14 protein-coding genes are annotated in these 12,384 nt (G+C 41.0%); 2 read left to right on the forward strand and 12 right to left on the reverse strand.

All coding sequences use genetic code 11. The annotated features are described in order from the left end of the window. Window positions 1-148 precede the first annotated feature (148 nt). The 6 genes from CD004_RS15510 to CD004_RS15535 all read right to left on the reverse strand — a co-directional run bounded on the left by CD004_RS15510 (window position 149) and on the right by CD004_RS15535 (window position 4,145). Complete coding sequence (locus CD004_RS15510) at window positions 149-937, reverse strand: DUF92 domain-containing protein (protein WP_102263589.1); 789 nt, start codon at window positions 935-937, stop codon at window positions 149-151. Then, complete coding sequence (locus CD004_RS15515; protein ID WP_233434876.1) at window positions 927-1,550, reverse strand: 5-formyltetrahydrofolate cyclo-ligase; 624 nt, start codon at window positions 1,548-1,550, stop codon at window positions 927-929. Before CD004_RS15515 ends, CD004_RS15510 begins: the two co-directional genes overlap by 11 nt. Before the next feature lie 106 nt (window positions 1,551-1,656). Continuing rightward, window positions 1,657-1,806, reverse strand: a complete 150-nt coding sequence (rpmG, locus tag CD004_RS15520; RefSeq protein WP_023627313.1) for a 50S ribosomal protein L33 — start codon at window positions 1,804-1,806, stop codon at window positions 1,657-1,659. 56 nt (window positions 1,807-1,862) lie between these two features. Next, window positions 1,863-2,495, reverse strand: coding sequence for a hypothetical protein (locus CD004_RS15525; RefSeq protein WP_102263591.1), 633 nt, complete (start codon window positions 2,493-2,495; stop codon window positions 1,863-1,865). Beyond that, a complete protein-coding gene (locus CD004_RS15530; protein WP_102263592.1) occupies window positions 2,461-3,705 on the reverse strand; it encodes a glycosyltransferase family 4 protein in 1,245 nt (414 codons plus the stop codon). The genes CD004_RS15525 and CD004_RS15530 overlap by 35 nt, the downstream gene beginning before the upstream one ends. Further along, entirely contained in the window at window positions 3,702-4,145 is a 444-nt protein-coding gene (locus CD004_RS15535; protein ID WP_158651572.1) for a DUF4912 domain-containing protein, read from the reverse strand. The genes CD004_RS15530 and CD004_RS15535 overlap by 4 nt, the downstream gene beginning before the upstream one ends. 329 nt (window positions 4,146-4,474) lie before the next feature. On the opposite strand from CD004_RS15535, the gene CD004_RS15540 reads away from it, so the two are divergent. Both CD004_RS15540 and CD004_RS23870 read left to right on the forward strand, forming a co-directional pair. Next, window positions 4,475-4,849: a hypothetical protein gene (locus CD004_RS15540; protein ID WP_102263594.1), complete on the forward strand. Its 375-nt coding sequence runs from the start codon at window positions 4,475-4,477 to the stop codon at window positions 4,847-4,849. Further along, window positions 4,846-5,322: a hypothetical protein gene (locus CD004_RS23870; RefSeq protein WP_158651573.1), complete on the forward strand. Its 477-nt coding sequence runs from the start codon at window positions 4,846-4,848 to the stop codon at window positions 5,320-5,322. Before CD004_RS15540 ends, CD004_RS23870 begins: the two co-directional genes overlap by 4 nt. Window positions 5,323-5,415: 93 nt before the next feature. Here CD004_RS23870 and phoU read toward each other — a convergent pair whose 3' ends face one another. From phoU to CD004_RS15575, 6 genes are all read right to left on the reverse strand, one after another. Then, window positions 5,416-6,075, reverse strand: a complete 660-nt coding sequence (gene phoU, locus CD004_RS15550) for a phosphate signaling complex protein PhoU (protein WP_102263595.1) — start codon at window positions 6,073-6,075, stop codon at window positions 5,416-5,418. A 31-nt stretch (window positions 6,076-6,106) separates the two neighbouring features. Continuing rightward, entirely contained in the window at window positions 6,107-6,931 is an 825-nt protein-coding gene (gene pstB, locus CD004_RS15555; protein WP_102263596.1) for a phosphate ABC transporter ATP-binding protein PstB, read from the reverse strand. A 17-nt stretch (window positions 6,932-6,948) separates the two neighbouring features. Next, window positions 6,949-7,833, reverse strand: coding sequence for a phosphate ABC transporter permease PstA (gene pstA, locus CD004_RS15560; protein ID WP_102263597.1), 885 nt, complete (start codon window positions 7,831-7,833; stop codon window positions 6,949-6,951). Window position 7,834: 1 nt separating this feature from the next. Then, window positions 7,835-8,809 carry a phosphate ABC transporter permease subunit PstC gene (gene pstC, locus CD004_RS15565; protein ID WP_102263598.1) on the reverse strand — a complete coding sequence of 325 codons (975 nt, stop codon included), beginning with the start codon at window positions 8,807-8,809 and terminating at the stop codon, window positions 7,835-7,837. Window positions 8,810-8,938: 129 nt separating this feature from the next. After that, window positions 8,939-9,892, reverse strand: a complete 954-nt coding sequence (locus tag CD004_RS15570) for a PstS family phosphate ABC transporter substrate-binding protein (RefSeq protein ID WP_102263599.1) — start codon at window positions 9,890-9,892, stop codon at window positions 8,939-8,941. A gap of 218 nt (window positions 9,893-10,110) precedes the next feature. Further along, complete coding sequence (locus tag CD004_RS15575; RefSeq protein WP_226677707.1) at window positions 10,111-12,243, reverse strand: peptidoglycan D,D-transpeptidase FtsI family protein; 2,133 nt, start codon at window positions 12,241-12,243, stop codon at window positions 10,111-10,113. Between the last annotated feature and the right edge of the window lie 141 nt (window positions 12,244-12,384).

Here is a 12,384-nt window from a genome sequence, read left to right on the forward strand (position 1 = left end):
CAATTAGATTGTACTTTTTTTATCGAACTTAATGTATCGATTTTAATTTATGGAAACGTTATCATTATAAACATTTTGTTACATTTCGATTCTTGTTGTTTTATTTGATTGCTGCATCCTTGTTACTATGGGTACATCTGATTTAAGTTTAAAGGATATTATATAAAACAATTCCCATACTAGCCGCTGTGAAACATGAAATAAAGTTTACGACGTCGTTGTTAATCCGAGAAAATCCTGATACTTTTTTGGTTGGCAGGGTGCAATGGGTTAATTTTTCTGTAAGAAGATTGCAGCGGACGCATTTAAAGCCTGCCTGAATATAGGCTCCAAACAACGTATCCAGCAACGCCCCAGTCACACCCAAGAGAAACACAGACAATATCCAGCCAGCACCTTCATTGAATAGAAAACCACCGGTTAAAGCAATTAACAAGGATCCTGCTGCTGAAGCGGCTGTTCCAAATCCAGAGATTGCTCCCGAGGTTCCACGTGGCACCGTTTTGAAGGATTTAATCGATACGGGCTGCTTTCTGCTTAGCACTCCAAGTTCTGACGCCCAGGTATCTGCATTGGCACTGGCAATAGAGATACCAAGTACGAGGAACCAAACTGGATCAGGTGAAATGAAATTTGCCAGACCAGCAATTGCTGCAGTACCTCCATTTGCTGCTACCTGGGCCCAATCCCTTGCTGATCCTTTTTCATGTAACTCGCCCAGGTGTTCCTTCACCTTGCTTTTATACCTGGACAGGAGGCTGGAGGTAAGAAAGAAAGCTCCCATTAAAAAAAGGCCCTTTAAACCAAAACCTGCCCATAGGGACATCCCGGTCAAAAAAGCAGCTATAGCTCCCGATGGTTTCAAAAGCTTAAAATATCCAGATGCAGCTGCAAATAAGGCAATAAATCCAATTACCAAGAGCTGGTCAATCTCCAATGACGATAACTCCTTCGCTGGTGATTATTTTTCGAACCGGGATATCATGACTTTCAATAGGAATATCAGAAACGATCTGGTCTTTAAATGCCAGGGAAATCGTTTTTCCATGGTAGTTTGCCAGAAAACGATCATAGTATCCTCCTCCGAACCCAAGCCGGTACCCGTCTTTATTAAAAGCGAGTCCAGGAACGACGACTAAATCAATCTCTCCAGCGCTAACAGTATTCGTTTCTGAAACAATTGGCTCTAGCAAACCATAAAAAACTGATTCAAGTTCAGAAAATCGCTTCAGCTCCCTGAAGTCCAGTCTCCGTGTCTTCGGCTCGCATTTTGGAACGACCATTCTTTTTCCCTGCTCCCAACCCTTCCTGATAATTTGGAAAGTATCGACCTCTGGAGCTTTTGATACAGTGATCGCGACTGTTGAGGCTTCCATCCATTCGTCATTTTGGAATAGCTGCTGTGCGACCTTGTATGATTGGTCTTCGTATTGTGGCAGGCTAAGTTCTGATAGTTTTGCTTTAATGGTCTTCCTAAGTTTTTTTTTGGCATCCATCCGTTTTTCCCCCAAACGTCCTGAGTATAATATGTATTGTTTTACTAACGTCATTCAATAACTCCCTATGTATAAACAATACCATTACTTCCAGCAAGCGAGAAATGAATTATATGGTTTTTAGACAAACAAAAAAGCAGCTGGGAAAAAATCCCGCTGCTTATTTTGTTTCACGATGTAAAGTTGCGCGCTTTTCTCTTGAGCAGTATTTCTTAAGCTCAAGACGATCTGGGTTGTTACGCTTATTTTTTTTAGAAATATAGTTGCGCTCTCCGCATTCTGTGCAAGCTAATGTAATATTTACACGCATGTAATTTCCCTCCAAACTATTCTAGCTAGGTTCGTGCATACGACTTTTCTATAATATCACTTTTTGTCGGGAATTGCTAGTGTGTTTTTTAAAAGCATTTCATTCAAGTGAACAACCATATTTTTTTCATTTCCTTCGATCATCCAGCAGCTGCTTTTTTGTGTTTCACGAGGACCCATTTGCAAATCAAGCGAGAATAAGCTGGCCGCCGATCCCTTTGCCATTGGCTGATAATTAAGCCTCCCTGATTCCCGGCAATTCCAGAGTCGTTCTGTGCTCACATTCCATAACGGCTGGACTGTACACTGTTTCATCTTCCCATTGCTATTCAAACCGTTTACGAGATAAATCCTTTTATCTGCAAAGTGAAAGATGACATCTTCATTTGGCGATACAAAACTGAATTGTTCATTAACACTATCAGCTTGGCGCTGCATCAGGATTAATTTCGCTTCTTTGCCAACTTTGGAATGGTTCGTCACATAAAGATTGAAAAATTCTACCCTTGAATGAACATTTGCCTGTTTGATTTTTATCGATAAATCTTCCTGCGGCAAAAGCTTCTCCGTCACACTCCCAAGCCAATACACTTTTCCATTGACCCATATGCCAGGACTAAAAATCAATGGTTTCCTGCTGTATTCAAAGTTCTCTTCATTGTCGATTTTGAGATAAGCATTCGTCTTCATTAATACCCTCCTTATGGCAATAGTTTGATAACGCGCTTATATATAGTGTATCTGTTGTCTTTGCATTTCGTTCCCAGCTGAATTTCTCTTGAACTGAAATCATACCGGTTCGGCCGATTTCCTCAGCGCGGGCTTCATTTTCAAGAATCCAATTAATAATGTGGACAAGGCTTTCTTCATTTCCTGGCTGCATATAGAACCCAGTTTTAAAATCCTCAATCAATGTTTGCAATCCTCCGGTTTTTGCGACGACTGTCGGGACGCCAGCCGCAAGTGCCTCCGCTGCGGCAAGACCAAAAGGTTCATAGCTGCTGGCAAAAACAGCCACATCTGACCTTTTCATTAAACCGGAACGGATTTCATCATTAATAAACCCTATAAAATACACGAACCCATCCAGCCCCATCTCCACGACCTTTTTCCTATATTCTTCTAATAACGGCCCATTTCCCGCTACTACAAAGCATAGATCCGAAGCTTTATGTTTCAGCAGGACTGCAGCTGCAATCAATGTTTGGAATCCTTTTTCCTTAACGATTCTTCCTATTGAGAAGACCAGTTTCTTGCCGGAAATGAACGGATATAACTCTTCGATATCGAAATCAATATCATCCACTTTTTCCGATAGAGCCCCATTAGGGATCACTGTAATCTTGTTGTCGGGGATTTTAAATAATGAGATGACTTCAGCTTTCATAAAATCGCTGCATACGATGATTTCATCTGCAGTATGGCAAAGTTCATTCTCTTTTCTTGAAATTAATTGCTGGAGTTCGGTAAAAATGCCTTTATTACGGCCAAATTCCGTGCCATGAATCGTTGCAATCAATGGGATATCCAATGTTCTACTGATAAAATCTGCCGCTGGTCCTGTCATCCAGTCATGGGTGTGGACAGCATTAAATTCAATATGTTTTGCAATATTCAATGCTTCTTCAATTACCGCGAGATTCAATCCTGCCATCCAGGAAAGGAAATCAGGATCCTGATCATTAATGGGATTTACCCGATGGATATGGACAGTACCTTGTTTTTCATATTCTTGACTATCATAAGGTTTACTCGTTAAAACATGAATTTGCTGATTACTTTTTGCAAGTTCAGTTGACAGTGCATGTACATGTCTCGCAAGCCCTCCCATTATATGAGGTGGGTATTCCCACGAGAGCATCAGGATTGTTTTCTCTTTTTGACTCTGGCTGCCTTTCACTTGGTGATGCTCCCTTCAAGATTCTCATAATATGTGTAGGTGCTCACCTTTCCGGCCCACCCAGGTGAAGTTGGTTTCTCCGTTTTTAGCTGATTATCGTTATGCTGGATAACCGAATTTGACTTTATCAATGGAAAAAATTTCTCTGTGCTTCGTTTAATCCCCAGTTCAACATAATAATTACCGGTTGGTTTAATCCCCTTGAACAGCCAGCTTGACACATCATGACGAAGAACTACTTCATGGATGACCTTTCTGGAGTTCTGATCATATAAGCGCAAGGTTTTAATGAGCTGTTCTTCCGGTATGTAAAAATAATCGCAAATGAACCGCACCTTTTCATCCTGGAGCTGCCAGTAAACGAATAGCTTGCCTGGTGTAAGGATTCTCGCAACTAAATGATCATGGAGCTTGTTAATATAATGAGTCCTCTCCGCCACGATGCACCCCCAAATCAATCATTATATTAATGGAATTTAAAATATATTCATTAAATTTATGTTAGCATGTTCGTCTATCCGCCACAATGAACGCAAATTGTCGTAATTTGCACCTTGCTGAATACTCTACACAAAAACGTTTATTTATTTTTCAATAGTCTTTTAGGATTACAAATATGGCGGAGATTCGACAGTCTTTACAGCGAATGGAAATCATAATAAGACAAAACTATCATTTTTTTTCAGGAAAAAAATATAAATCGAATTTTCCTACCTTGAATGTTAAACTAATTCTATGTGTTCTAATAACAGCTCGGGAGGAATAACAGATGGGCTACATAATCATCAGTCTTTTTGTCCTGGCCGCGCTTCTTTTCGCAATTTCTTTCTTTTTGAAAGATCCATATAAAGAATTGCGCGAAGAAATCGACCAGCTGACAATCCAGCAAATCCAAGATCTATACCAGATCAAGAAAAAGCTTAAGGTACTAGAGGAAGAATTGCTCGTAAATGATACAACTCTGGAAAAGCAAACTTCATTCAATACTGGCAAAAACCAAATTCACGATATCATAAAAAATCAGGTATGGTCGCTTGCCCAGCAAGGGATGGATATAAACCAAATTGCAAAGCAATCATCACTTTCTAACAAGGAAGTCCAGGAAATCATTAATGAATTTGTTGATAAAGGACAGATCGTATGAATAAACGAACAGCGCAAGCATTCTCATTAGGACTTATTTTTGCAGCGATTTTCCTCTGGGCGGGCAGCAGCGTAATCGCTGAAAAAGAACCAGAGAAGAAAGTTGCCGTTTCAGATGCCAAAAAGATTCTCGAAGAAAAAGGCTATAAGGTGTTTAGCAACGACGAGTTTGCCAAACTTAACGAGAAAAAAGCAGAAGTTGTGAAAGAAGAAAAACCAAAAGAAGAAGCTCCTGCTGAAAAAGCAGAAGAAGTAAAAGAAGAAAAGAAGTTCACTCTTATCATCGCCAGCGGTATGTCTCCCGGTGATGTCGCGACAATGCTGGAAAGTCAGGGGATCATCGACGACGAAACCAAATTTGAGCGATTCCTGATTGATCAGGGTTACCATACAAAGGTACAAATCGGCAAGTACGAACTGAAAAGCGGTTTGGATTATCACCAAATCGCTAAAATCATCACGAAGAACAGGTAATGAATTTAAGACCCTCTAACTGGAGGGTCTTTTCTCTTTGTGCTTTTTAATAATTTTAAAAAAGGAGCAGGGATTCCCCTGCTCCTTAATTGTTTATTGATTTAGATCGTATCTCTTCCCTTTTACGAGGTAAAAGACGTTTTCGGCAATATTTGTTACATGGTCTGCTGAGCGCTCTAGGTAACGACTGATAAATGAGAGCTGTGTGATTTGCGCAAGCTGTTCGGGCTTCGTTTGAGCAAGGCTTAGGAGTTCCTTGATTGTCTGACCATACAGGTCGTCAACCTGGTCGTCCATCTGTGCAACCTGTCTTGCTTTCCCCAAGTCCTCTTCGTTATACGCTTCTAATGATAGCTTAAGCATTTCAAGTGAGATTTGGTGCATTTGCTTGATATGCTCGATCGGCTTTACAAGAGGCTCTTTCCCTATCCTGATCGTCGATTTCGCGATGTTAACTGCAAAATCCGCCATTCTCTCAATGTCAGTCGCAATTTTGATCGCTACAATCAGCCTTCTTAAATCCACTGCTACAGGCTGCTGTTTCGCAATCAATAAAATCGCAAAATCATTGATTTCTTCTTCGAGAAGGTTAGCGTTCGCGTCATCCTCAAGAATTTTCAAAGCAAGTTCAATATCCTTTTTTTCAAGCGCTTCTAGAGATTGGTTAAGCGCATTGACTGCAAAGTTCCCGAGTTCCAGCAACTTTTGGTGCAATGTCTTCAGGTCTTCATCAAACTTCCCTCTAACTACCATATATCATCATCCTTCCAATGAAATAATCCAATCAACCGAAACGTCCAGTAATATAATCCTCTGTTCTCTTATCCGATGGATTTGAGAAAATCTTATCAGTTTCAGCAAACTCAATGACTTCTCCATTCAGGAAGAATGCAGTCTTGTCAGATATACGGGCAGCTTGCTGCATGTTGTGAGTAACAATAATGATACTATAATCTTTTTTTAATTCCTGGACCAGTTCTTCTACCTTCAAGGTCGAAATCGGGTCAAGTGCTGATGTAGGTTCGTCCATCAAGATGACATCGGGTTCGATAGCGAGGGCACGGGCGATACAGATACGCTGCTGCTGACCACCAGACAAGCCGTACGCATTCTGGTTCAATCGGTCTTTTACATCATCCCAGATGGCAGCACCTCTTAAACTCTTTTCGACAATTTCATCAAGGATCTTTTTATCGCGGATACCATGAATCTTAGGGCCGTAAGCGATATTATCGTATATGGATTTAGGGAATGGATTCGGCTTTTGGAACACCATCCCGACACTTGTCCTTAAATCTTCAACCTGGTACGATTTTTCAAGGATGTTTCGTCCTCTATATAAAATTTCACCAGAAATCTTCACAGTCGGGACAAGTTCTACCATTCGGTTCAACGTTTTGATATAAGTTGACTTACCACAGCCGGATGGCCCGATGATAGCTGTAACCTCATTTTCATTGATCGCAAGGTTGATATTTTTTAAAGCATGGCCTTCACCATACCAAAGGTTCAGGTCCTTTGTTTCATATACAACCTTTTTGTTATCTACTTTTGCTGAATTCTGTGCATCTTTAACAGAAGCATTCGACTTATCTGTTACTACTGACATAAGTTACCCCTCCCAGACTAATATCTTTTTTGGAATTTATTACGAATCAAGATGGCAATTGAGTTCATCACGAACAAAACGAGTAACAAAATGACGATTGTTGCTGCTGCCAGATTGGCATATTCAGCTACAAGAGCAGAGTCAATTGTCCAATAATAAATTTGCACTGGCAAAATCGTGAACTTATCAAAAATTCCGTCTGGAATAGGTATCAACAATGCCGGAATACCAATTACAACAAGGGGGGCTGTTTCCCCGATCGCACGTGATAGAGCAAGGATGACACCAGTCAGGATCCCTGGCAATGCAGCAGGCAAAACAACATTCTTGATTGTCTGCCATTTGGTAGCGCCCATCCCATAAGAAGCCTCTCGCAAAAATTGAGGTACCGCGCGAATTGCTTCCTGACTTGCTACGACGACAACAGGAAGTACGAGCAATGCCATCGTCAATCCGCCAGCAAGGACAACCGACCCTAAATCAAGTGTCCTTGCAAATACAGTCAAACCAAGGATTCCGAATACGACAGATGGAACCCCGGCCAGGTTTGAAATGTTCGTTTTAATAAAGGAAGAAATGCGGCCTTTAGTTGCATATTCTTCGAGATAAATTGCTGTACCGATACCGAGGAGCATTGTTACAGGAGCAACTACAACCATTAGCCATAGGGTTCCGGTAATCGCTCCCCAGATTCCGGCTCTTTCAGGGTCAGTCGATAGTCTATTCATCAGGAAATCTACATTGATCCATGGTAATCCATCATTTAAAACACGGTAGATTAATACAACCAAAACGACCAGGCCGAAAAGTGTGGCAAGCAAGAATAACCCTTTTGCAAGGTTGTTTGCCAGTAACCTGGAACCCATTTTTTTCTGAACTTGAGTCGTATCTACATATTTCATCTTAATATTCCTCCCTGAACTTGCGAGAGATATACTGAGCGATAAGGTTCATGATCAGCGTGAACACAAACAATGTCATAGCAACAGCATAAAGACTATAGTATAAGGTTGTGCCGGCAGCCGCCTCGCCGCCAGTTACTTCAACAATATACGCCGTCATTGTCTGCATCGATTGTGTAACGTCAAAAGTGAAGTTCTTTGAACTGCCGCTGGCAATCGCAACAATCATCGTTTCTCCAATTGCCCTGGATATTCCAAGCACAAAAGAGGCGATGATTCCTGAAATCGCTGCCGGGATGACAACCTTCCATGTTACCTCGAGCTTTGTGGCACCGAGAGCCAAGGCACCTTCCCTCATGGCGTTTGGCACAGAACTCATCGCATCTTCCGATAAAGAAGCAACCATCGGAATGATCATGATTCCCATTACGATACCCGGGCTTAATATATTTGTCGGCTCAAGACCAGGAATAAATGATCTCAATAGCGGTGTTACAAAAGTAAAAGCAAAGAAACCATAAACGATGGTTGGAATCCCTGCCAAAATTTCAAGGATTGGCTTTAGTAACCTGCGAGTCTTCTCCGAAGCATATTCACTCAGGAAGATCGCTGTCATCAGTCCAACCGGAATCGCTACAAGCATCGCAATTACAGTAGAAATGAGAGTACCTGTAAGCAAGGGTAATACACCAAATACTGCATTTTCACCAAGAGGCTTCAATTTAGTGCCTGTGAAGAAGTCTATAAAAGGAACAGCCTTAAAAAAGGCAATTGTTTCGGTCAATAATGTAAGTACAATTCCAATTGTCGTAAAAACTGAGATTGCTGCAATTCCAAATAAAATCTTTGGGATTAATTTTTCAGTTGTATTAGTAAAGCTTTTGGTTCTTTTCTTTTCCTGTATGATTTCACGAACATTCAACTCTTGGCCGTGATTTCGGACAACGCTTTTTGCCACGCGAATAACCCCTTTCATCCTTCTCATCCAAGGAAGAACTTTTCCTTATAGTACCCAAGGGAAAATAAAATAAAATAAAATAACATAACATATTCACACGCAAGAAGATGAGAAGGTTGGACCTCTCATCTCCTCACGTGTCTGGTTTTACTTCTTTAGGCTATTCAATGTATCAAGAACAGCTTTTACATCTTCTTCAGCTAAAGGTGCGAAGCCAGTCTCTTTCGCAACATCCTGTGCATTGTTCATTGTGTAAATAGCATAGTCCAATACTTGAGGCTTTTCTTTTGCATTATTCACATTTAGATATGTGAACACCGGACGAGTGAAAGGAGCATAGTCACCATCTTCTTTGATTGTGTCCAATGACGGCTCTACAGGACCATTGCCGAAGTCCACTTTTACTGCAGAAAGCTTGTCTTGATTGCTTTCATAATAACCATAACCGAAGAAACCAATTGCATTCTTATCTTTAGAAACAAGGTCCACTAGAGTTGAGTAATCTTGCTGAAGATTAATATCTTCTGGAAGATCTTGTTCTTCAAGGATAGTTTCAAACATGAATTCGTATGTTCCGTGGTTTTCATTAGGTCCGTAAGTTTTGATTTCTTCGTTCGGGAAATCAGCGCGGACATCAGACCATTTTTTCTTTCCTGCGCTAGCAAGGAAAATATCTTTTACTTCTTGTTCAGTAAGCTCCGTAGCCCAGTCATTATCTTTATTAATGACGATTGTAATACCGTCAAGTGCAACCTTCATTTCTTGTACTTCTATTCCAAGTTCCTCTGCTTTTGCTTTTTCCTCATCCTTAATCTGGCGGGAAGCATCATTGTAGTCAGTTCCGTCTTCAGCAAGGAATTTTTTGAAACCCGCTGATGTTCCGGAGCGACTTACTTCAACAGAAACATTTTCTTGTTCACCCATATAGTTTTCAGCCATGCGTGCCATGAATGGATATACTGTACCAGAACCGTCAATAACGACGCTGCCTTCCAGTTCTTCTCCATTTCCACCTTCGTTATCTCCGCCACCACAAGCCGCAGCGAATACCATGACAGCTGCCAGCATAGAAAATAGGCCCATCTTTTTAAGACTTTTCATTCCTTAATTCCCCCTACGAGATGTGGTTGTTATGTCCTACAAGACCAAGAATACAGTTCTTCTTTTAAGACTGTTTTAACTGAATGTAAAGGTTTTGTAAATTCGTTGATTCTTGTGTATTCTTGTCGAAAAAAGGTAATACATTAAGTTTGTCCGGTTGGCGTTAGTATACCCATAAAAACAGAAAAAACTGCCTCATAAAGACAGTTTCATCAGGTTTATTGTTCAATATCTTCAGCAATTTCTTCAAGAAGTTCAGTTCCTTCTTCTTTCTTTTCAATTTCCTGGATCGGCTGTTCAGGATTCATATTTCCCTCAAGGCGTTTCTTTTTCAGTTCAAAATACGTATCAAGGACTCTCCGCCCGATGTCATTATTTGCATGGTGTCCCTGATTGCCCTCATATGCCCAGGGAACCATGACAGCCATCGCAATTTCCGGATTTTCATATGGAGCATAAGCCACCAGGCTCAAGTTCATCACTTCAGGAGGCTTATCATAATTCTTTCTTTTCGGGCCATCGTAAAATGCTTGGGCTGTACCCGTTTTGCCAGCAGGTTTATAATCAGCGGTATAAAATGCGCCATAAGCTGTACCGCCTCTCTCCTGCATAACCCTCCTAAAACCTTCCTGGACTCTGTCAAACCATTCCGGTTTGCCGTCAACCTTATTCAGTATGACAGGTTCCAATTCATTCAGAACCGGACCAACCTCATTATTCTTCATGACCGGTTCCCTGACCTCTTTGACAATCCTTGGCTGAAGCCTGTTGCCGCCATTTGCGATTGTTGAAACATATTGTGCCAATTGAAGCGTCGTATACGTATCGTACTGTCCAATCGCAAAGTCAAGCAAAAGACCAGGCCTTTTTTCTGTTCCCTTGAATCCGACCATCTCGTTTGGCAAGTCGATGCCTGTCCTTGTACCAAGGCCAAATTGACTGAAATAGTTTCTCATCGTATCAAAAGCTTGTGGCTCAAGATACAACGGCTGATCATACTTATAATTACCTTTACCAATATTTATTGCAGTCCTGAACATGTAGACGTTAGATGACACCTTCAGGGCATTGCGATCATCAAGAGTACCTAATCCTGCTTTCCAGGATTTTTTCGGATTCGTGCCTTTTATCTTAATCGGTGTATCATAAAACTGAGTACCAGGGCTGATTGCTCCGGTATTGAATCCTGTTAAAATTGTTGCTCCTTTAACAGCAGACCCGACATTATATGAAGTTGTAAAGTTCCCGCTTGCAAAATCCTGCATGACCGTTTTTCCTGTTTCTTCATCCTTAACGATCTGCTTTCCGGCTAGCGACAACACTTCTCCTGTGTTAGGGTCCATTAACACAACAAATGCCCTGTCCAGCAGTCCTGTTCTTGGCTGCTGCTTTGCCTTCGCCAATTCTTCTTCAATTATTTTTTCTACAGCAAGCTGAAGATCCATGTCGATTGTCAGCACAAGGTCCTTGCCACGCTGTCCATCAGTAATTACCTTTGTGTCCAGGACGTTTCCGCCCTTATCGGTAATGTTTTTAACTTTTGCTTTCTGGCCGTGAAGGACATCTTCATATTGCTGTTCAATGTAACTTAAGCCGACTCTGTCGTTCCGGCTGTAGCCGCGAGCAAGATAATACTCAAGCTTTTCTTTCGGAAGACCCTTTTCGGAATCACTTACTTTTCCTAGAATTGAACGAAGCGTTTTGTCATAAGAATATTTCCGCTCCCAGTCAGTCGTTGTATCGACACCCGGCAGCATTTCGAGGTTCTCACTGACAATAGCAAATTCCTCCGGTGTTACCTCTTTTTTAACGATTTGAGGCGATAATGCGTATCCGCTCATCATCTCACGTAAAATAGCGAGTACTTCAAGATCCTCGTCCGTTAATTCATTGAGCTCTTTTTCAGTGATGCGATCCAGCTGGAGATTATAAAGGGCTTTATCATCCAGCTTTTTTTCATCATACTGTGACCATTCTTTTTCTGTAATTTTTTCTCTCGCTCGCTCTTCATTTGTTAAAATCCAATAATCCTTTTTGTCCCGTTCCCTGACTTTCTTTAAATCCTCTTCTGAATCCTTTGATATCAGTTTTGCGAGCCTTTCTGCGATCATAAGCATCTCTTTTGTCTCAGTGCTCTGGCTCTTTGTATATGTTATAGCCTTACTGGGTGTATTATCGACAATCGTTTTCATGTTCCGGTCGTACATTTTCCCTCTCGGAACAGGATTGTTCACGGTAACGTCTTCAGTTCGTTCTATTTCCCTTTTAAAATCCTCACCGTAAACAATTTGAACAATGCCAAGTCTTAAAATTAGCATTGAAAACAAAACAAAAACCGCAAAAAACAACATATTCAGCCTGAATGGCACATGCGTCTTCTTCTTTTTCTTCTTATTCAAGCCTCTCCCACCTCTTCAGTCTGTATGTCCATGATTATGCACTATCTTTTATTTTATCGAAAGTGGCCGTTTTTTTCTATTAATAAACTAGCT

Source organism: Mesobacillus jeotgali, from assembly GCF_002874535.1.
Lineage (GTDB): Bacteria > Bacillota > Bacilli > Bacillales > Cytobacillaceae > Mesobacillus > Mesobacillus jeotgali.